At 36.1% G+C, this 18,933-nt stretch carries 27 protein-coding genes; 10 read left to right on the forward strand and 17 right to left on the reverse strand.

The window, feature by feature from the left end; translation table 11 throughout:
- The first annotated feature begins 20 nt into the window (after positions 1–20).
- Positions 21–248, forward strand: a complete 228-nt coding sequence (locus tag AZF08_RS05100; RefSeq protein ID WP_033674384.1) for a DUF3973 domain-containing protein — start codon at positions 21–23, stop codon at positions 246–248.
- 34 nt (positions 249–282) lie between these two features.
- Here AZF08_RS05100 and AZF08_RS05105 read toward each other — a convergent pair whose 3' ends face one another.
- Positions 283–465 carry a sporulation protein Cse60 gene (locus AZF08_RS05105; RefSeq protein ID WP_033674284.1) on the reverse strand — a complete coding sequence of 61 codons (183 nt, stop codon included), beginning with the start codon at positions 463–465 and terminating at the stop codon, positions 283–285.
- Between the two features lies 1 nt (position 466).
- Complete coding sequence (locus AZF08_RS05110; protein ID WP_033674285.1) at positions 467–703, reverse strand: DUF2553 family protein; 237 nt, start codon at positions 701–703, stop codon at positions 467–469.
- Positions 704–1,153: 450 nt separating this feature from the next.
- Here AZF08_RS05110 and AZF08_RS05115 point away from each other — a divergent pair, with 450 nt between their 5' ends.
- Positions 1,154–1,648, forward strand: coding sequence for a CarD family transcriptional regulator (locus tag AZF08_RS05115; protein ID WP_200875212.1), 495 nt, complete (start codon positions 1,154–1,156; stop codon positions 1,646–1,648).
- 136 nt (positions 1,649–1,784) lie between these two features.
- Here the strand turns inward: AZF08_RS05115 and gdh are convergent, their stop codons facing one another.
- The 6 genes from gdh to AZF08_RS05145 form a co-directional block, all read right to left on the reverse strand.
- Positions 1,785–2,570: a glucose 1-dehydrogenase gene (gene gdh / locus AZF08_RS05120; protein ID WP_033674287.1), complete on the reverse strand. Its 786-nt coding sequence runs from the start codon at positions 2,568–2,570 to the stop codon at positions 1,785–1,787.
- Between the two features lie 15 nt (positions 2,571–2,585).
- Positions 2,586–3,443 carry a RhaT/GlcU family sugar-proton symporter gene (locus tag AZF08_RS05125; RefSeq protein WP_033674288.1) on the reverse strand — a complete coding sequence of 286 codons (858 nt, stop codon included), beginning with the start codon at positions 3,441–3,443 and terminating at the stop codon, positions 2,586–2,588.
- Positions 3,444–3,620: 177 nt separating this feature from the next.
- Entirely contained in the window at positions 3,621–3,854 is a 234-nt protein-coding gene (gene moaD, locus AZF08_RS05130; RefSeq protein WP_033674289.1) for a molybdopterin converting factor subunit 1, read from the reverse strand.
- Positions 3,851–4,321: a molybdenum cofactor biosynthesis protein MoaE gene (locus tag AZF08_RS05135; RefSeq protein ID WP_033674290.1), complete on the reverse strand. Its 471-nt coding sequence runs from the start codon at positions 4,319–4,321 to the stop codon at positions 3,851–3,853. The genes moaD and AZF08_RS05135 overlap by 4 nt, the downstream gene beginning before the upstream one ends.
- The gene (gene mobB, locus AZF08_RS05140; protein ID WP_033674291.1) at positions 4,318–4,830 is read right to left on the reverse strand and encodes a molybdopterin-guanine dinucleotide biosynthesis protein B; all 513 of its coding nucleotides are present in this window, start codon (positions 4,828–4,830) and stop codon (positions 4,318–4,320) included. Before mobB ends, AZF08_RS05135 begins: the two co-directional genes overlap by 4 nt.
- Positions 4,794–6,083, reverse strand: a complete 1,290-nt coding sequence (locus AZF08_RS05145) for a molybdopterin molybdotransferase MoeA (protein WP_033674292.1) — start codon at positions 6,081–6,083, stop codon at positions 4,794–4,796. Before AZF08_RS05145 ends, mobB begins: the two co-directional genes overlap by 37 nt.
- Before the next feature lie 96 nt (positions 6,084–6,179).
- Between AZF08_RS05145 and moaC the strand changes: the two genes are divergently transcribed.
- Positions 6,180–6,671, forward strand: coding sequence for a cyclic pyranopterin monophosphate synthase MoaC (moaC, locus tag AZF08_RS05150; protein ID WP_033674293.1), 492 nt, complete (start codon positions 6,180–6,182; stop codon positions 6,669–6,671).
- Between the two features lie 31 nt (positions 6,672–6,702).
- Here the strand turns inward: moaC and AZF08_RS05155 are convergent, their stop codons facing one another.
- The 4 genes from AZF08_RS05155 to AZF08_RS05170 form a co-directional block, all read right to left on the reverse strand.
- Entirely contained in the window at positions 6,703–7,716 is a 1,014-nt protein-coding gene (locus AZF08_RS05155) for a molybdopterin-synthase adenylyltransferase MoeB (RefSeq protein WP_033674294.1), read from the reverse strand.
- 16 nt (positions 7,717–7,732) lie between these two features.
- Positions 7,733–8,746, reverse strand: coding sequence for a GTP 3',8-cyclase MoaA (gene moaA / locus AZF08_RS05160; RefSeq protein WP_033674295.1), 1,014 nt, complete (start codon positions 8,744–8,746; stop codon positions 7,733–7,735).
- A gap of 252 nt (positions 8,747–8,998) precedes the next feature.
- A complete protein-coding gene (locus tag AZF08_RS30385) occupies positions 8,999–9,646 on the reverse strand; it encodes a BclA C-terminal domain-containing protein (RefSeq protein WP_051725718.1) in 648 nt (215 codons plus the stop codon).
- 103 nt (positions 9,647–9,749) lie between these two features.
- Positions 9,750–10,088 (reverse strand): winged helix-turn-helix transcriptional regulator, encoded by a 339-nt coding sequence (locus AZF08_RS05170; RefSeq protein ID WP_033674296.1) that lies wholly within the window; start codon positions 10,086–10,088, stop codon positions 9,750–9,752.
- 140 nt (positions 10,089–10,228) lie between these two features.
- Between AZF08_RS05170 and AZF08_RS05175 the strand changes: the two genes are divergently transcribed.
- Complete coding sequence (locus AZF08_RS05175; protein WP_033674297.1) at positions 10,229–10,900, forward strand: NAD(P)H-dependent oxidoreductase; 672 nt, start codon at positions 10,229–10,231, stop codon at positions 10,898–10,900.
- Positions 10,901–11,055: 155 nt separating this feature from the next.
- Here the strand turns inward: AZF08_RS05175 and AZF08_RS05180 are convergent, their stop codons facing one another.
- The 3 genes from AZF08_RS05180 to AZF08_RS05190 form a co-directional block, all read right to left on the reverse strand.
- Positions 11,056–11,376 carry a hypothetical protein gene (locus tag AZF08_RS05180; RefSeq protein WP_033674298.1) on the reverse strand — a complete coding sequence of 107 codons (321 nt, stop codon included), beginning with the start codon at positions 11,374–11,376 and terminating at the stop codon, positions 11,056–11,058.
- A gap of 19 nt (positions 11,377–11,395) precedes the next feature.
- A complete protein-coding gene (locus AZF08_RS05185; RefSeq protein WP_033674299.1) occupies positions 11,396–11,620 on the reverse strand; it encodes a spore germination protein in 225 nt (74 codons plus the stop codon).
- Between the two features lie 94 nt (positions 11,621–11,714).
- Positions 11,715–12,020 (reverse strand): rhodanese-like domain-containing protein, encoded by a 306-nt coding sequence (locus AZF08_RS05190; protein WP_033674300.1) that lies wholly within the window; start codon positions 12,018–12,020, stop codon positions 11,715–11,717.
- Positions 12,021–12,261: 241 nt separating this feature from the next.
- Between AZF08_RS05190 and AZF08_RS05195 the strand changes: the two genes are divergently transcribed.
- Complete coding sequence (locus AZF08_RS05195) at positions 12,262–12,444, forward strand: hypothetical protein (RefSeq protein ID WP_063177245.1); 183 nt, start codon at positions 12,262–12,264, stop codon at positions 12,442–12,444.
- 32 nt (positions 12,445–12,476) lie between these two features.
- Here the strand turns inward: AZF08_RS05195 and AZF08_RS05200 are convergent, their stop codons facing one another.
- Both AZF08_RS05200 and AZF08_RS31720 read right to left on the reverse strand, forming a co-directional pair.
- Complete coding sequence (locus AZF08_RS05200; protein WP_033674302.1) at positions 12,477–13,601, reverse strand: alpha/beta fold hydrolase; 1,125 nt, start codon at positions 13,599–13,601, stop codon at positions 12,477–12,479.
- An 86-nt stretch (positions 13,602–13,687) separates the two neighbouring features.
- Entirely contained in the window at positions 13,688–13,810 is a 123-nt protein-coding gene (locus tag AZF08_RS31720; protein WP_265182902.1) for a hypothetical protein, read from the reverse strand.
- A gap of 124 nt (positions 13,811–13,934) precedes the next feature.
- Between AZF08_RS31720 and AZF08_RS05205 the strand changes: the two genes are divergently transcribed.
- The 5 genes from AZF08_RS05205 to AZF08_RS05225 all read left to right on the forward strand — a co-directional run bounded on the left by AZF08_RS05205 (position 13,935) and on the right by AZF08_RS05225 (position 18,702).
- Complete coding sequence (locus tag AZF08_RS05205; protein WP_082246050.1) at positions 13,935–15,686, forward strand: spore germination protein; 1,752 nt, start codon at positions 13,935–13,937, stop codon at positions 15,684–15,686.
- 16 nt (positions 15,687–15,702) lie between these two features.
- Entirely contained in the window at positions 15,703–16,797 is a 1,095-nt protein-coding gene (locus AZF08_RS05210) for a spore germination protein (RefSeq protein WP_033674303.1), read from the forward strand.
- On the forward strand, positions 16,773–17,852 hold the full coding sequence (locus tag AZF08_RS05215) for a Ger(x)C family spore germination protein (protein WP_033674304.1): 1,080 nt from the start codon (positions 16,773–16,775) through the stop codon (positions 17,850–17,852). Before AZF08_RS05210 ends, AZF08_RS05215 begins: the two co-directional genes overlap by 25 nt.
- Before the next feature lie 131 nt (positions 17,853–17,983).
- A complete protein-coding gene (locus AZF08_RS05220) occupies positions 17,984–18,169 on the forward strand; it encodes a hypothetical protein (RefSeq protein WP_033674305.1) in 186 nt (61 codons plus the stop codon).
- 104 nt (positions 18,170–18,273) lie between these two features.
- On the forward strand, positions 18,274–18,702 hold the full coding sequence (locus tag AZF08_RS05225) for a pyrophosphohydrolase domain-containing protein (RefSeq protein WP_033674306.1): 429 nt from the start codon (positions 18,274–18,276) through the stop codon (positions 18,700–18,702).
- Positions 18,703–18,933: the final 231 nt, after the last annotated feature.

Raw genomic sequence — 18,933 nt, forward strand, 5'->3', positions numbered from 1 at the left:
AAATAAAGGAGATGAAAGATATGTACTATTGCATTAACTGTTCTGAAATTCATCAAAAAAGAGATTTGAAAGATAAAGTGTTTAAAAACGGCTTTTATATCGATCCATTCTTAGGCGAACGTTATCACCTTGGCATGTGTACAGATGCTACTGTACACGGAACAAGTAAAGCAGTTCTATCTACAAAGAAAAATAAACTGCCTCAATCCATTATGAATACCTTACCCACTCATGTAATTCCTACTTAAGAACATAAAAAAGAGCTGGTTCCCCAGCTCTTTTTTATGTTTTATAGATAACCATCGCCGAAAAACAATAAATTTGATTTTCATCATCATTAATCGAGACACCAACTTGATATTTAATATCTACAAGTTGTTCTTCATTTAACTTCTTTAAAAACGTATTCACAGCGTCTTCTAAATCCTTTTCATGACTTTCATCAAACATCTTGACCCGAATCATTTTAACACCATCCTAGATCGCAGCCCTCCGCCGCTGAATTCTTGCCACGGTGCGTATCTATGATGCGATAGAACTTACCATCTTCATATATATATCCGTCTTCTAACACATATTTCTTCTCTTCAGTATAGACATAAAACTTACCTATCATAAATTTATTCGTATATAATTCCAAATACTCTGATCTGAACTTTGCTACTACATTATTTGTAATATCAATTTTAATTGTGTACCCCACCTTCTCTCCCTCCTTTAAAAAGAACGGATTTAGGTATATTGTATTAGCAATTTTACATTTTATGATTAAAAATAAGTGGATATGCCTATTGTTTTCTTCTTACATCCCATTACAAAATCGTAATACCCTTCCAACACACGAAGTCACAACTGACATATGATTTTCATCTGATCTGTACGTTTTTATTTTTGAACCAGTATGTATCAATCATTATTATCAAGACCTCTATTAAATAATAATTATTCTCATTTTTTATAATAACGCCTTTTTCTAATCAAACAAAACTTTCATTCCCCCTTACCAATTGGGCTTTTAGCAGTAATCAGCTCTCATCTAAAAAACCTTCAAAAAACCAACAAATATTTATTGACTACAATATAAAAGGTATGATATTATAATAAATTTGATATTTTCATAAAAATGTGTTATCATTGACTATGGTTACCACATATGGAGGTGGATGATTTGTTTCAAATTGGCGATAAAATTGTTTATCCAATGCACGGTGCAGGAGTCATTGAATCAATTGAGGATAAAGAAGTTTTAGGAAAAACACGTCAGTATTGTGTGATCCACATGATTATTAGCGATATGCAAGTGATGATTCCCATGGATAAAGTGAGCGATTCCGGTATACGTTATGTTGTCGACAAAGATACGTTAAATGGTGTTTTAGTTGAATTTCAGCAAGGCGAATCAGACCACTCACTCTCATGGAAACAACGATACACGATAAACATGGAAAAAATGAAAAATGGTAAACTTCAAGACGGCGCTGAAGTTGTTCGTGATTTAATTCGCCGTAATAAAGAAAGAGCGCTAAATGCTAGCGAAAAACAAATGCTAGACAACGCACGCAGAATTTTAATTAGTGAAGTTGCCCTTGTGCAAGATGTTTCAGAAAATCAAGCAACTGATTACCTTCAAGATACAATCAACCATTAATACACGGGTTTCTATTTTCAAATACAAAATATATATGTGCAAATTTAAAATAGCTGAACGCTATTTTTTTTTTTGCACAAAAAAAGGAGAAGGATTCTACTTCTAAATAAAGTTAGCGTCTTTCTCCTTTTATTCATTATCCACGCCCAGCTTGAAAAGAAGGGTATAAAGTCATACCGCCATCAGCAAACAATGTAATCCCTGTTACATAACTTGCTTGTGAAGAAGCCAACCATACCGCTACTGCCGCAATTTCTTCTGGATTTCCAATGTATCCCATCGGAATCATACTTTCGACATCAGCACGTTTTTTAGGATCAGCAAATTTTTCAGCATTAATTGGTGTATTAATTGCGCCTGGTCCAATATTATTTACCCGAATGCCCTTTGGTGCATACTCTAGCGCTAACGTTTCCGTCATTAACTTCATACCACCTTTACTTGCAGCATAGTGAACAAACAATGGCCATGGAATTTTCTCATGGACACTAGACATATTGATAACTGCTCCTTTAATATCATGATCAACAAAATATTTAATTGCTTCACGGCTACCTAAAAAGGCCCCTGTTAAGTTTGTGTTAATCACTTTATTCCAATCACTTAATGGCATTTCATGTGATATTACGGGATTTTCTACACCTGCATTATTAATCATAATATCTAACGTACCAAATTCTTTAACAGCAGATTGAATAAGATTTATCACATCAGATTCAACAGTTACATCACCTTTTACAGCAATAGCTTCTCCGCCTACTTTTTTAATCTCCTCTAATACACCATTTGCTTCAGATTCTTTTGAACGATAATTAATTACCACTTTGGCTTTTTCCTCTGCAAAACGGATTCCCATTGCCTTTCCAATTCCTGTTGCCGAGCCAGTAATCACAACTACTTTTCCTTCTAAATCTTTATACATCATCATGCCTCCTTGTCAGCTTTTCGCAATTCCTAACATAATCCCAGCTACAATAATAAAAATAATTCCAATCACAATTGCAATTATTTGCCTCTTTGTTTTCTTTTCACCTAATATAAAAATTCCACCAAGTGTAGAAATAACGATTCCCATTTGCGAAAGAGAAAAACTTGTAGCTACACCTACTCGCGGCTGTGAAATAAATAAAAACATATTTCCAGCCGCCCAAATTAAACCTGGAATGATATTCCGAATCGCATATTTATTAAACGGTTTATGTTTGAACGTTAGTAAAACACCACCCATGACCATTCCGATTGCTTGCGGTAATAAAGCGGACCATCCATCTACATGAAATAGTCGTATCACTACTACATAAACCAAATAACCGACCGTTGAGATTAGCAAAATGAAAATTCCTTTTTTAAAGCTTCCTGATTGTTCATTACTTTTCTCTTCTTCACTTTGGAGTGAGGTAAGAATGATCCCTATAATAATGCATATAAGCGCTAAAACACCTAATACAATAGATATCACCGTTGACCATTCATGAAAAACAATGACACCAAATAAAGTCGTCGCAACTAATTGAAGCCCTGTCGAGATGGGCATTGTTTTTGAAACTCCCATTAAATCAATACTTTTCAGTTGATTACTTTGACCTAAAGCCCAAAATAAACCCGATACACCCCCCACTCCAATAACTAAAGGGGTCAACACAGGTTTCATAAAAATATAAATAACAATTGAGAAAATGAGCGCCCCAAGAGTCGTACCAAGTGTTTGACTGTAAGGACCACCGCCAAGCTTTACATTAAAAAGTACAATACTCCCCCAAAATATAGCTGGTAAAATCGCTAAAAATATATCCATTTCCCAAAACCTTCCTATGCTAAAGTTTCCTCTTCTTTTCCTTACATTTCCCCTAACCCTTCAAACCAATACAGTTGGGCCTCATATGCTACAAGTGGGATAAAATAAAAAAACGAATCCTCTTACCTTACTAAATAAGATAAAAGGATTCGTTTTTTTATTACACTCAAAAGAAAATTATCCACCGCTCACAGGCGGAATCAAAGCTACAATATCACCATCATGGATTTTGTCATCTGCATTTGCATATTCTTCGTTTACAGCAACCATAACTTGCTCTGAAACTGCTAAATGATGTTCCTTTGTGAGAATCTCTTTTAATTCTGTAACAGTAATATTTCCACCATCTATTTTTAACGCACTTGTTCCCGCTTCTTCTTGTAAATGAGCAAACAATAACACTTGAATCATTTTTCCATCCCCTTTTCAGGTTCTCCATCTGGATACGATGTTGTTTCTAATTGATCACCAATCCATGAATCGCCATCTTCCCAGAATTCCTTTTTCCAAATCGGAACAATTTGTTTAATGCGTTCCATAATATATTCATTTGCTTCATAGGCTGCCTTCCGGTGCGGTGTTGATACAGCAACAACAACAGCGATATCAGAAATGTGTAGTGTACCGATGCGATGTGTAATCGCAACATATGTCCCAGGCCACTTCTCTTTCACTTCAGCACCAATTTTCGCAAGCATTTTTTCTGCCATTGTGTGATATGCTGCGTACTCTAAATACAATGTACGGCGCCCTTTCGTAAATTCTCTTACCGTTCCAATAAACGTCGTCACAGCACCACATTCTCGGCGAATTACTTTATTTGTTACCTCTTCAATTGAAAGAGGTGTATCTATCACTTCATAATATGTATGTGTCATTTTGCACCCCTTACCGTTTGTACGAACCATTCCATATACACTTCTTCCTCGGTTATATGAAATGTTTTATATGTCTCTTGTATAACGTCATTCCATGTGATAACTGCCTTTACATTTTCCATCGTATTTAATAAATCCAGCTCTTCAGCTGAGCGAAGCAAAACTACTTTTGGATATTTTTCTTTCTTATATCCTTCAATCAAAATGATATCTACTTCAAAAAATTCATATAAACGAATGATATCTTGTAAAGACCACTCATCACGTAAAGAAGAAAGCGATAATAACCCAGCTCCTTCTACGCCACTCACAACAGCACCCGCTTGCCTGTGACATTCACTATCTTTTTGTGGTAATTCTGGATAGCCACCATGTCCGTGATGTTTAATTGTGGCTACTTTCATTCCTTCCTGTGTCAAAACTTGAATTAACTTCTTCATAAGCGTCGTTTTTCCGCTATTTTGATACCCTACTATTTGTAAGATTGGAGCGGTTCTGCCCACGGCCACTCACTTCCTTGGCTCGATTCTAATAATAATACTGAAACGATCATGCCTGCTTCAAATCCCCTCGTTCCTCCCGGCAATACGATAAAAGCATTGCTATCCACTAGAGAAGAAACCGCACTTGATTTATCTAAGCCAACTGGCATTGCTTGCAACTGACCATTGATGATTTCTACTTTTCCTCTTACAAACCGTGTAAATGGATTCGCTTTTGAAAAATCTTTCTGTAAAATAGCATCCGCACGATATGCATGTGGTTCTTTCCTATGAAGATATGTTTGAATTACTGGGTGAACGAATAACTCAAAACCAACATAACAAGCAGACGGGTTACCTGATAAGCCGAATAATAATTTCCCATTTACTTCAGCTACCGTTGTTACACTCCCTGGTCGCATCGCTATTTTATTAAAAAGAACATTAGCACCCAGCTTTTCATAAATAGCAGGCAAGTAATCATAATCTCCGACCGAAACACCGCCGGTTGTAATCAGAATATCCACTTCATCCATCGCTGCTTTCACTGCTTCATAGCAAGCTTCTAGCTCATCAGCAAGTTGTCCATAATATCGTACTTTTCCGCCTACTCTAGCAATTTGAGCTGCAATCATATAGGAGTTACTATTTCTAATTTTCCCTGGTTCAAGTGGTTCATGTACTTCTAACAGCTCACTTCCCGTTGTGACAATCCCAACAACAGGCTGTTTGACAACCTTCACTGAGCTATAACCAAATGTCGCTAACAGTGCTGCTACACCCGGGTTAATTGCCGTTCCTTTTTCCACAAGCACATGATTTTTCTGTACATCTTCACCTTCAAATGAAACATTGTCACCACTTACGAAAGGACGCTTTAGCCTCATATATGTTTTGCCATTATGTTCGAATCCTTCCGTTAGTTCTAACATGACAACTGCATCACAATCTTCTGGAATAGCTGCTCCTGTCATAATTCGAACAGCTTCAAAAGCCTTCACTTCATTTGTAAAAACAGATCCAGCTCCAATTTCACCGATTACTTCAAATTCGATCGGATGATCGCCGCTCGCCTCTTTTGTGTCTTTCGCCCGAATCGCAAATCCATCATATGGAGAGCGATCAAAATGCGGCACATCGTGATCTGCTACAACATCTTCTCCAAGAATTCTGCCATAGCTTTGGATAATCGGAACCTCTTCTGTTTCACCCCGCTGCGTATATTTCATCACACGTGCTACTGCTTCAGCAACTGGAATTGGTACTCGTTTTTCTAACATTGTTTTTCACCTCATATTTGCAAAATATCACATCTTGATTACACTTTATATTGTACAATGCTAATCATACTAGCAATTACTTCAAGGAGGAATTCCATGTCTTCATTCACTCATTTTAACGACCAAGGCCGTGCCAAAATGGTCGACATTAGCGATAAAAAAGTGACAGTGCGCACAGCAATCGCTTGCTCTAGCATCCTAGTTACGAAAGAAATTTTTGATAAAATCTCTCATAATGAAATTGGCAAAGGCGACGTATTAGCCGTGGCACAAATCGCCGGAATTATGGCTGCCAAACGTACTTCTGATATCATTCCAATGTGTCACCCCTTACTTCTAAAAGGAGTAGACGTTTCCTTCGAATGGGAAACGTCAAAAGAGCAATATCGCTTACTGATTGAAGTAAAGGTCAAAACAGAAGGTAGCACAGGCGTTGAAATGGAAGCTTTAACTGCTGCTTCTGCAACCGCTCTTACCGTGTATGACATGTGTAAAGCTGTCGATAAAGGAATGATTATTGGCGAAACATATTTACTAAAAAAAACGGGTGGAAAGAATGGAGACTACGTTAGAAATTCCCATTCCTAATCCCCAGAACCTAAAGGAACCTCCTTTAGGTTCATCCTATATATCTTGCATATAGTCGTCTCGCTACTTTCATATCATTTGTCCCATGAATAAATGCCCTGCCATCTGTAAATAAAACAAACCGATATTCATCAATTGGAAATGATAATAAATACGGTGTTTTCTGCACATCCACACTTTTTTGTAAGCGCTTTTTAACTTCTTCTAAATTAAGAACTTGCGGCACTCCTGGACGGATTTGAACTGTATCCCTTCCACATAACACTTCCGTTTTCATTTGCGATTCAAAATTTAAACTCGGATACGTACGCAGCCTTCCGCAAGATGGACATGTATCTTTTTTCTGTCTATTTACTTTAAAGGCCATATGCTGATTGTTCCAAATATCAAACGATAACATTGTCTCACGGAGTGACTCGAAATCTCCTACTAATATTTTCAAAGCTTCTGTAACTTGGTGGCTGGCGACCATTTGTACAGCAGGTTGTATAATTCCAGCCGTATCACATGTTATCCCACTTGTCGGATGCTCCATCAAGCAACGAAAACATGGTGTTTTCCCCGGAAGAATCGTATATGTAACGCCGTAACTACCAACGCATCCCCCATAAATCCAAGGAATATTGTATTTTTGCGAAATATCATTAATCAAAAGACGTGTATCAAAATTATCAGTCGCATCCAATATTAAATCCACATTCTTGATTAGCTCTTCCATTTCTTGTAATGTCACATCTGTTACAACTGGAATGATTTCCACTTCAGAGTTAATCTTCCTTAAGTGTTCAGCTGCTGCAACTGCTTTCGGTTTGTATTGCTTTGCATCTTCCTCTATATATAATTGCTGCCGCTGTAAGTTGCTCCATTCGACGTAATCACGATCAGCAATCGTCACTTTCCCAATTCCAGCTCTAACAATCGCTTCTGCATTTGCGGCTCCCAGTGCACCAGCACCAATAATGAGTACATGCTTCTCTCTTATCTTTTGTTGCCCACCTTCACCGATCCCAGAAAATAATATTTGCCTTGAATAACGTTCTTGCATGCGGCATCCCCCTTTCTTACCCCCCGATATACGACATTTCAATTTTCGGACGATTCTTCGCACTTTCTTCAGTTCGTTCATCTGAATACCGATCTTTCCGATGTCGCCATACATCTTGCACTACCTTTACTAAATCAGAATCAGAAATGCCCTCTCGAAGAAGAGTCCGTAAATCCGTTCCTTCTGTTGCAAACAAACATGTGTAAAACTTACCATCTGCTGAAATTCTTGCTCTCGTACAAGAAGAACAAAACGATTCAGAAACTGAAGTGATGAACCCAACTTCCACATCACTGCCAACATAACGATAACGTTTAGCAACCTCCCCAAAATAGTGAGGTTCAGTAGATTCAATCGGGTAGACCTGACGAATTTTCTCAATCAATTCTTTTTTCGTAATAACCTGTTCAAAGTTCCATCCATTCGTACTACCGACATCCATAAATTCGATAAAACGCAGTGATATTCCCTGTTCTTTAAAATACGCAGCCATCGGAAGAATTTGACTATCATTCATTCCCTTTTTTACAACCATATTTACCTTTACTTCAAGCCCAGCTTCTTTTGCTGCTGCAATCCCTTTTAACACAGGTTTTGTACTAATATTCCGGCCATTAATTTGGCGAAACACATCATCTTCTATTGCATCCAAGCTAACATTCACTCGGTGTAACCCTGCTTCATTTAACGTTTTTGCTTGCTTCGTTAAATGAATCCCATTTGTCGTCAGACCAATATCTATTAAACCATCAAGCCCCGCAAGCCGTTCAATGAGCTTTGTTAAATCTTTACGCAATAATGGCTCACCGCCTGTAAGCCTAATTTTCTTTACCCCCAGGCCAACAAACAATTTTGCTAATCGTTCAATTTCATCAAACGTAAGCAAAAACTTCTCTTGTAAAAATACATACTCAGGTCCAAATACCTCTGCCGGCATACAATATGTGCACCTAAAGTTACAACGATCAATGACAGAGATGCGTAAATCTTGAAGTGGGCGCCCTAAAGAATCTCTAACCTTCTCGCTCATCGTCCCCCTCCTTTTCTGCTAAATTCTTCTCTCTTCATTCTATTATAATATATTTTTAAACTGCGATGTTTTTGCTCAAGCTCTTTATTCAATTTTCTATATTTTTTATTTATCTATTACATATAAGAAAAAAACAAAGGTATTTCACAATATTTCCATTATATTCATTTTAAAAATAAAAAGCCTTAAGACCACAGGTCCTAAGGCGGAAATCCACATAATATTAAACCTTTCACTCAACTCACATATATACTAGTTTGATATTTTAACAATGGTAATTGATGCAGAAGCACCAATGGTGGCAAGCGCAACTAATGATGCACCTGAAGGAGATTGCACTCTAAATGTATCCCCTGCATTACATACAACAATCGCCTGCCCCGTACCTTCAATCCCCCCTAAATTAACTACAAACCCAACTCCCGAACCTAGCACATTCACTCCGTTTCTTTGTAACACAAAACTGACAGTAAGAGATAATAAAGAAGATACAATAATGTTATAAGAAATTAAATAAACACCCGCTACATTCACTGTTATAGTATCAAATGTACCATTAATATTCACATTTGCTGTAGATACATCGACACTTGGGAATGTAACAAGACCATTTGCTGCAACACTCAAATTTGCAGTATTGGCAAAAAATCCATACTCTCCGAATCCGGTTGATCCCGTTGTTCCCGTTGATCCCGTGGCTCCCGTTGATCCCGTTGGACCCGTTGGACCCGTTGGACCCGTTATTCCGGTGGGACCCGTTGGAAGAGTTGGTCCAGTTGGGAAAGTTGGAAAAGGAGGTAATGTAGGGCCAACAGATTGTAACTCTAAATGCCCATCCGCTTTTTCATTATTTCTAACTGAATTTTTCGGGAATTTTACCCATAGACCTCCAAAGTCCATTCATCCCTCCCCCCACTCATTTATTCATATTACAATTACTCTTATTCATTCTATATTCAGCTCATTACAAAAAAGTGCGCAATCTAAGTTGCACACTTTTCTACTACTCTTGGCCAATTTTAATTTGCATCCGATATTCTTCTCCCCACTCACGCATAAGTGCAATAATGGGGGTAAGAGATCTTCCAAACTTCGTTAAAGAATACTCTACTTTTGGCGGAACTTCTTTATATATTTCACGGTGGATTACACCGGCGGCCTCAAGTTCTCTCAACTGTCTTGTTAACATACGCTGCGTAATCCCAGGCATTAATTTTAAAAATTGATTAAAACGAATCTCTTGGGCGTTCATTAAATGAAATAATATAACTCCTTTCCACTTTCCCCCAATTACATCTAACGTTAACTCTACTGAACAACGATTTATATCTTTCTGTTCCATTTCATCACTCTCCATTAGTATACAAATTGATACTATATGCTAAAAATGTGCGTACTTACATCATTTATTGTACTATTGTAGAATCTATTTTGTAATTAACTTACTATAAAAAAGCAATTAATTAAAAGGTGGTTATCTAAATGGAACATACAAAAGAAGAAATTTTAAAAGCTTATCACTTTAGACATGCATGTAAAGAATTTGATAGTAATAGAAAAATCTCTGATGAAGATTTTGAGTTTATTTTAGAAACTGGCCGTCTTTCCCCAAGTTCATTTGGGTTCGAACCTTGGAAGTTTGTTGTGATTCAAAATCAAGATATTCGTAACAAGCTTCTTCCTGTAGCATGGGGAGCTCAAAAACAATTACCTACAGCGAGCCACTTTGTAGTTATATTAGCTCGAAAAAAAGAGGATATGCTTTATAATTCTTCCTATATCTCAAATTTCATGATGAATATTCAACAGCTTCCCGAGGAAATCGTAACGATGAAACGCGGTTTTTATAAAGAATTTCAAGAGTCTGATTTTCATTTATTAGAAAGCGAGCGCGCAATGTTTGATTGGGCTTCTAAACAAACATATATCGCCCTCGGAAATATGATGACTGCCGCTGCCCAAATCGGCATTGACTCTTGTCCAATTGAAGGATTTAATAAAGAAAAAGTTGAAGCCGTTTTAAAAGAAGAAGACATTATTTCAGAAGAAACATTTGGTGTCTCTACTTTAGTCTCTTTTGGTTATCGAGCAGAAGAACCAAAACATAATAAGACTCGTCAAACAATGGACGCCATTGTTAAATGGATTAAATAAAGTAAGTCTTCAATCAGTAGGAATAGTACTCATTGTTAACGCGAGGTAAATAGGTAACATCGTAATGTTTCCATTCATGGTATTCTTGTTTTCAATATTTCTCATACATCAATGCATATGAAAAAATACTCCCCTGCTTTTTCAGGGGAGTATTTCTATAATCCAGGTGCCGAATCAAAATCATCCGTATTCGGTACAGCTTGCATAACACCAGTTGAATTTTGATTTCCACCTGAAGTTGTATTCGCATCCGCTCCAAGTTGCGATCCTTTCGTATATGTCGTTGTTACCGTATCGCCAGGATCTAAACAAACTTTTGTTGTGGTTCCGATTACTAATACAACATCAACACAAGTTGGTCCAACTGCTCCGCTATATGTTTTTGATGCAGTAAAGGATGTATCTCTCAAATTATCTCCTGTAAATAGATTTCCGTAATTATTTACAATCACAAACTCTTTAATATTTGCAGGCATTTTTTATTCAACCTTTCCATTATGAACCTAATGTAAGTTCACTTGTTTCTAACGGAGGAATAAATACAGTGCCTCTTGCTACAGTTTCTGGCATACGTTTTCCATTTAAAAAAGTAGCAATACTTGAACCTCCAGAACCAGCGTATATCTTTGCTACAGTTAATGGTGCAATTGTATTGCAATCCCCTACATTAACAGCTCCTCGATTATTTATAATTTTAATCTTACGAAGAAACGCACTCATAGGCCTCCTCCCTTCTAAGAAAATAATTCATTTGTACACTGTATGCCAAAGAAAAAAACTTGAAACAGACACGTTTCAAGTTTTACAAACAAAATTATTTCGTTTCCCCTTCATACTGCAGCATGCCGCCGACCATATTCACAGTTTTAAATCCTTGTTCATTTAAATAATGGCATACATTTTCACTGCGCATTCCTGATCGGCAAATAAAAATATATTCATTTTCCTTATCAAAGAAATCCACTTTATTTGGGATATCTCCCATTTTGATATGTACAGCTTCTGGAATCATTCCTTGCGCCACTTCCTCATCTTCACGCACATCTACTAAAAATAATGTTTCCCCTTGTTCTAAACGTTCTTGCACTTCTTCTGTTGTAATTGTTTTTACTTCTGTCATATTTACTTTTCCTCCTTATATAAATTGACGCTATTAGGGTCAAAAATTTCTACACCTCTAATAAAAGCATCGCTAATTATCAATCCATCACCAATTTTAGCATGCAAAAGTACGAACGCAAAGAATTGAAACCTTTCTCATTCTCATTTTTCTCAACCCATTTGTAAATCACTACCATTTACAAAATCGGCACTTACATTGTATTCTCAATATACTTATTTTACGAAAGGGGTCGGTTGAAATAACGCTTTTACTTTTCTTTATAGGCCTTATTTTTTTAATTCTTGCGATCATTACACTTAACATAAAAAACAACAACAGAAAAACATCTCCGCAAGAAATTTCATTTATCTTTTTATTACTTGGTATAGCCTTCTTTGGTTTGTGTATTGCCACATATGTCTTCCGTTTAAAAATCACATGAAGAAAGGTGCTCGTTACTGACCTCGCACCTTTTTATGCAAAACTTGATACTTTCTGATTCAAAAATTTATACACTTTCTTTTCAAACAAGTGAACCTCTAACACTCCCGCCATATGACCATTTATACTTTCAATCTCATAAACTTCTGCATGTTTCCCTTGTTTTTGCAGTACATCTACCATCTCATAGTTATAACGTGGTGGTTGCAGTAAATCTTGCTTACATGGAATCATCAACACATTTGCCTCTATTTGAGAAAGAGCTTCTGATAAAGAAGAAAAACCATGTGCAATATCATGTAATAACGTTGCCTTTGCTGTATACATCCAAGAATTCGCATCCACAAAATCAATGTTTTTTAGTGTTACTTCATTTATTTTCTTTTCAAATGATGACAATGTAGAAAACTCTCTATACGGCTCTATTTCCAGGCTATTACGCGGAAATTCCGTTTTATAATAATGAGCATCAAATGCATTTATAAACATCATTTTCCCCGCCAAATGTAAACCTTTCTTTGGCTGCTCATCCCCGTAATTTCCATCATTCCACGTTAGGTCCATTCGAATTGCCTCAATCGCATTTTGCAATACATTTACCGATGTTACAACTGGATTTTGCGGATTTGTAATTACACCGATCATCCGCTCCACCATATGCGGATAACGGATAGCCCATTGCTGTGCAATCATCCCACCAGCTGATGGTCCCATTACAGCATATAGCCTTTCAATTCCCATATCCTTCACTAATTCATGTTGTACACGTGCTACATCTAAAAATGTAAAGACTGGAAAATCCATTGCATATTCAAAGCCTGTCACCTGATTAATCGATTTTGGTCCCGTTGTAACCACGTAAGGATTTTTCACTTGTACATTACAAAGATTATCTGTACATATCACAAAGTATTGATTTGTATCGATTGCCTTCCCGGGTCCAATCAGTCCATCCCACCAACCCGGCATGGAATCTTGCTCTGTATATTTTCCAGCAGCGTGGCTTGTTGCACTAAAATAATGACAGACTAAAATCACATTTGACTTTTCCTTATTTAATCTACCATACGTTTCATATCCAATTTGAACAGGAATTTTTCTGCCATTCTCAAATGTGAATTCTTGCAAATAAAATCTTTCTTTTCTTACATACAATATCCATTCCCTCCCTCATCGGAAACTCATCATTATATCAATCTATACCGAAGAAATTGTAATTTCTTCGTCAATAATGACACCTTCCGTCACATATTTGATGATTTTTCCCGATTCTGTCTCCACTCTCTTTCTTCCATATGGACTCTCAAACCAATTCCCTTCTTTGGTTGTTCCATCATTAACTGAACCGTTCTTGTTTTATTTAACAAATCTATTCCACTTACCAAAATTATTATATGTTCCTAAAAGAAATCCTTCTTCCTAAAGATATGCATAATATACAAAAATCGCCACAAACTAACATTATATTACACCACCAAAGAGGGAATACACATGATATGGAAATGGCTACGTAAGAAAAAGAATGATACCGATTTAAGTACCACTCTCAACGAAGAGGAACAACAGGATACAAATCAAGAAAAAATCCCGAGTATTAAAGAACAACAACATGCTCAAAATGAAAAATCTGGGAAGCAAAACAATGAACAAGAGCACAAAAAACAAAAAGACATTCAAACTATACATCAAGCTGAACATAAACCACAGAATAGCAATAAACAAACTCAAAGAGAAGAACAAAATAGTAACAGTAGTAACAGTATTTATGACTTTAGTAAACCTAAAAAGGAACATGTTCAATCCCTTCAGGATTTGCTAGAAAACTTAAAAGCTTCCAGTGATTTTGTCAGCTATCATACGTCCGATGATGACACAATGCCTTATTGGATTTCCTACTATCGTCCATCGCTTGATGGGGAAAAATTACAAAAATATTTAATGCCAGCTTTATTAGAGCGTACGTGTTCTACATTAGAAGAATTAAAAGAACATATTCCAATGAGCGGAATTACAATTACAAATGATCTTCAAAAAATTGAAGATATGGTTTTAAAAGGTCACGCTATCGTACAGTTACATGAACAAGATCAAAAATGTATCTTAGCAAATATCACAATTGATAATTATCGGGCGCCATCTATACCATTAAATGAATCTACAGTTGTTGGTCCACAAGAGGGATTTGTAGAAGATATTGATACCAATATTAACTTAGTACGTAAACGCCTTCCAGTGTTAGCACTACAAACAAAGGAAGTTATCATTGGGACATTCTCTAAAACAAAAGTTGTCATGATGTATTTAGAGAATCTTGCTGAAAAAGACAGTGTTGATTATTTAGAAGAATCACTTCGTGCAATTGAATACGATCAAATCAACGACAGCTCCTATATTCAAGAATTGATGGGAGAAAAATCAATCTTCCCATTATTTATTAATACAGAACGTACAGACCGAGTAACGACCGCATTAATTGATGGAAAAATTGCTATTTTTGTGGATGGTTCACCAAGCGTCTTACTCAGTCCTGTTTCATACTTTGATTTTTTTGTTTCACCAGAGGATTACAATGTTTCTTGGCTTTACGCTACGTTTTCAAGATTTTTACGACTAATCGCTGTTCTGTTTTCCATCTGCGCAACACCATTATATGTTGCCATTTTAAGTTATCATTACGAATTAATTCCAAGCGATTTACTCGAAACATTAATTTTATCAAGAGCACAAGTCCCTTTTCCACCTTTAATAGAAGCACTCTTTCTAGAGCTGGCTATTGATTTACTTAGAGAAGCCGGGGCTAGACTGCCAATGAAAGTAGGCCAAACGCTCGGTATTGTAGGCGGTATCGTAATCGGACAAGCATCTGTGCAAGCGGGATTAACCAGTAACATTTTATTAATTATTGTTGCGTTATCCGCATTGGCTTCCTTTATCACACCGATTTATAAAATGGGTAACGCGGTTCGCTTGCTACGCTTTCCGTTCCTTTTATTTGCGGAATTAGGCGGACTATTAGGAATTTCACTCGGTTTTATCTTTTTATTTACTCATCTATTTAGGCTTTCTTCTTTACGGAAACCATTCGCACTGTTTTATCCAGCAAGGCAACAAGCACTAAAAGACTCTTGGATTCGATTTCCGTTATCTATGATCGATACAAGAGATATTCAAGCAAGGCCACAACACGTAAAAAAATCAGCAAATGGAATTTCAACAAAACATACATCTGATTTTGATGAATAAGAAACGAGGTGCACATATGAGTAAAATCAAAACAAAATATCAAATATCCCCTATATTTGTTTTATTCTTAATTCATAGTGCACAGTTCGGCGCTGGAGTTCTCGGTTTTGCACGCATTATTGCCAAAGTTGCGGGATACGACGCTTGGATCGGTGTTCTCATCACAGGAATCCTCATTCACATTCTCGTTTGGATGATGTATTACTTATTAAAAAATACAGAAGGAAACTTAATAGACCTTCATCAGCAAACTTTTGGAAAGTGGCTCGGTAATGGCATTAGTATTGTATTTATGTTGTATTTTTTCACTGTAAGCATATCCGTTGTTCGAACGTATGTTGAGATTGTTCAAGTATGGATGTTTCCTACCGGATCTACTTGGATGTTCACAGTCTTTTTATGTTTATTAAGTTACTACATCATCTCATCAGGGTTTCGTGTAATTACTGGCATCTGTGTCATTTCTGTTGGTGGGACATTCGGTTATATCTTCCTTAGTCTCTTTATTCTGAAATATGCACATTGGGAAAATTTACTTCCTGTTTTTTCGCATTCTTTTGGAGATATTTTAAAAGCATCGCAATTGTCAATTTATAGTATGACAGGTTTTGAAATCTTTCTTATGATATACCCATTTGTGAAAAATCCCGAGAAGTCTCACAAGTTCGCACAATATGGTGCATTGTTTTCTAATATTTTATATTTATTTAGCACGATTTTAGCGTTCACCTTTTTTAGCGAAAAACAGTTATCAAAAACAATTTGGTCGCAGCTTTCAATGACACAAGTTATTAAATTACCCTTTATTGAACGACTAGAATACCTTGCCATCTCCGGCTATGCACTCGTAATTCTTACAAGTTTTATTCTTCCATTATGGGCTGCTACAAGAGGAATGCGTGAAATCTTTCATGTAAAGCAAAAATACATTTTACTTTCCTTCATGTTCATTACAATTATTGTGTCTCACCTTCTAACAAACAGGCACGATATCAACGATTTTATTAGTTATGTTTCAAAAATTAGCTTTTGGCTTATTTATATATACATCCCAATCTTATTTCTTATTGTGTGGGTGAAAAGAAAATGGAAAAAATCAAGAGAAAACTAACGCTTCTTTCTTGTATCTGTCTGTTTACCATAACAGGCTGTTTGCAAAAAAATATTATTGATGATGTTCAGTTAATTCAAGGGGTTGTTTTTGATACAGCAAAAAACAATAAAGTAAAAGTGACGTCCGTTTGTCCCATTCAGCAAAAAGGAAATAAAGTACAGGTCTTTGAAGGAACAGGAAACGCTGTCAAACAAGTAAAAGCTGATACTTCTTTGGAGTCTTCTCAACCATTTGCAAGCGGACAAATGCGTATTGCTTTATTTACTACAAGAATTGCAAAAAAAGGAATGTCTGCCACTTTTGACACCCTTCTTCGTGATGTAACTATCGGCAACTCATTATATATTGGATTGTTAGAAGGAAATGGAATGGAGCTATTAACAGGAAAATATACAACTTCAGCTAATGTTGCTATTTATATAAAAAAATTGTTAGAACATAACATGAAAACAGGTCCCTTACCAACTGATAATTTATATTTAGGTGCATTTCGTTATTATCGTGAAGGCCAAGATTCTTATATGCCTATCCTAAAAAAGAGTAGAGACAAAATCAAAATTACTGGCATTGGACTTTTAAAAAAGGATAAGTATGTTGGAAAAATTGATCATCAAGATATGTTTGTATTTAAAGGATTATTGGAAAAACATCGGTTAGATTCGCAAGAATTTAAAAGTGATAGTGAATATGCAATGATCAATAATATACGTTCCAAACCAACGTACACTATAAATGTAAAAGATGGAAAGCCTTCCTTTTTAATCAAAGTAAAAATAGATGCTCGCATTCAAGAACTTTCGAAACAAATAAATCTAGAGAATAAAAAAAACACGAAAAAAATTGCTAAATCCGTTGAAAAACAATTAAATACTACAGCTAAAAAACTCATCAAACAATTTAAAGATTTAGATGTCGATCCTCTTGGACTTGGTGCTAGATTTAGGCAACAATACAGACCCTTTAAATTAGAAGAATGGAAAAAAATGTACAAAGAGGTCCCTATTACAGTAAAATATAGCGTTGATATTACAAACTCCGGTGTAATTGAATAACATAGTCTAGCTACGCAAATCCCCTCAAAATGTCAGATAATGATTGAACTCCTCTCTCAGGCGTGATACAACGGAGAGAGGAGTTTTTTTATTGCCTAAATAGAAAAAAAAAGATATTTACGGGGGAGCATATGTCTAAAAAGTTAGTAAAACCTATTTTAAATGGGATTCTATTTCTCGGCGTCTTTTTATTTGCTCATACATATTTAAAAAATGTTTCTTTCACTCGTTATTTATTAGTTGTCATACCCATGCTACTTATTGGGATGTTCGGGATTGACCTTGCTTTATCACTTTTACTGAAAAAAGAAGAATAGAAATAAAAGAACATCTTATTTCATAATAAGATGTTCTTTTTCTTTAAGTTATCTCCTTATGTTACAATGAAACTCGGCACAAAGTAAGAAAGGATGAAACAACAATGACGAACGAAAAAGGTTTAGATAAAGGATACGAACTTGTTGCAAAAATGCACGAAGTTTTCGGACACCCTGTTACAGATGTACCAACGAAATTAGCGGAAGAACGTGCAAAAATTCGCGCTAGCTTTATGCAAGAAGAACTAGAAGAATTTTTAGAAGCTAATACTGTAGAAGATCAATACGATGCATTAATTGATCTTATTTATTTCGCATTTGGAACATTCGCAGAAATGGGAGTTCGTCCAGATAAAGGCTTTGAAATTGTAAACAATGCAAATATGTCAAAACTATTCCCTGATGGAAAACCACGCTTCCGTGAAGGCGATGGCAAAATCTTAAAACCAGAAGGCTGGCAAGCACCAGAACCACAACTTCGCGCTGAAATTGAGCGTCAACGTCAAGAAGCATTAGCAAAATCAGGAAAATAATATCGAATCGGCTGTTAGGAATATCCTAGCAGCTTTTATTTTTATGTCTTATTTTGTCGAAACGCCGATATATCGCTGCGACGTGCATATTAAAAAGGAGCTATCTTTCTATGTAGATAGCTCCTTTTTCTTATTTTTTCTTCTTCTCTGTCGGTTGACTTTGTTTAGAGAAATTAGATGAATCATCGAAATTTGGTTGCTTTTTACCAGCATTATTACTTCTACCTTTTC

This window comes from Bacillus gaemokensis (assembly GCF_001590835.1).
GTDB lineage: Bacteria > Bacillota > Bacilli > Bacillales > Bacillaceae_G > Bacillus_A > Bacillus_A gaemokensis.

Bases quoted from the DNA above. Each gene is read 5' to 3' on its own strand.
- AZF08_RS05215 (WP_033674304.1), top strand. From the start codon at position 16,773: ATGGAAAAAATCAAGAGAAAACTAACGCTTCTTTCTTGTATCTGTCTG.
- AZF08_RS05220 (WP_033674305.1), top strand. From the start codon at position 17,984: ATGTCTAAAAAGTTAGTAAAACCTATTTTAAATGGGATTCTATTTCTC.
- AZF08_RS05170 (WP_033674296.1), bottom strand. From the start codon at position 10,088: ATGGAACAGAAAGATATAAATCGTTGTTCAGTAGAGTTAACGTTAGAT.
- AZF08_RS05105 (WP_033674284.1), bottom strand. From the start codon at position 465: ATGATTCGGGTCAAGATGTTTGATGAAAGTCATGAAAAGGATTTAGAA.
- AZF08_RS30385 (WP_051725718.1), bottom strand. From the start codon at position 9,646: ATGGACTTTGGAGGTCTATGGGTAAAATTCCCGAAAAATTCAGTTAGA.
- AZF08_RS05225 (WP_033674306.1), top strand. From the start codon at position 18,274: ATGACGAACGAAAAAGGTTTAGATAAAGGATACGAACTTGTTGCAAAA.
- AZF08_RS05145 (WP_033674292.1), bottom strand. From the start codon at position 6,083: ATGTTAGAAAAACGAGTACCAATTCCAGTTGCTGAAGCAGTAGCACGT.
- gdh (WP_033674287.1), bottom strand. From the start codon at position 2,570: ATGTATAAAGATTTAGAAGGAAAAGTAGTTGTGATTACTGGCTCGGCA.
- AZF08_RS05190 (WP_033674300.1), bottom strand. From the start codon at position 12,020: ATGACAGAAGTAAAAACAATTACAACAGAAGAAGTGCAAGAACGTTTA.
- AZF08_RS05125 (WP_033674288.1), bottom strand. From the start codon at position 3,443: ATGGATATATTTTTAGCGATTTTACCAGCTATATTTTGGGGGAGTATT.
- moaC (WP_033674293.1), top strand. From the start codon at position 6,180: ATGTCTTCATTCACTCATTTTAACGACCAAGGCCGTGCCAAAATGGTC.
- AZF08_RS05175 (WP_033674297.1), top strand. From the start codon at position 10,229: ATGGAACATACAAAAGAAGAAATTTTAAAAGCTTATCACTTTAGACAT.
- AZF08_RS05115 (WP_200875212.1), top strand. From the start codon at position 1,154: ATGGAGGTGGATGATTTGTTTCAAATTGGCGATAAAATTGTTTATCCA.
- moaA (WP_033674295.1), bottom strand. From the start codon at position 8,746: ATGAGCGAGAAGGTTAGAGATTCTTTAGGGCGCCCACTTCAAGATTTA.
- AZF08_RS05205 (WP_082246050.1), top strand. From the start codon at position 13,935: ATGATATGGAAATGGCTACGTAAGAAAAAGAATGATACCGATTTAAGT.
- AZF08_RS05210 (WP_033674303.1), top strand. From the start codon at position 15,703: ATGAGTAAAATCAAAACAAAATATCAAATATCCCCTATATTTGTTTTA.
- AZF08_RS05155 (WP_033674294.1), bottom strand. From the start codon at position 7,716: ATGCAAGAACGTTATTCAAGGCAAATATTATTTTCTGGGATCGGTGAA.
- AZF08_RS05100 (WP_033674384.1), top strand. From the start codon at position 21: ATGTACTATTGCATTAACTGTTCTGAAATTCATCAAAAAAGAGATTTG.
- AZF08_RS05180 (WP_033674298.1), bottom strand. From the start codon at position 11,376: ATGCCTGCAAATATTAAAGAGTTTGTGATTGTAAATAATTACGGAAAT.
- moaD (WP_033674289.1), bottom strand. From the start codon at position 3,854: ATGATTCAAGTGTTATTGTTTGCTCATTTACAAGAAGAAGCGGGAACA.
- AZF08_RS05135 (WP_033674290.1), bottom strand. From the start codon at position 4,321: ATGACACATACATATTATGAAGTGATAGATACACCTCTTTCAATTGAA.
- AZF08_RS05185 (WP_033674299.1), bottom strand. From the start codon at position 11,620: ATGAGTGCGTTTCTTCGTAAGATTAAAATTATAAATAATCGAGGAGCT.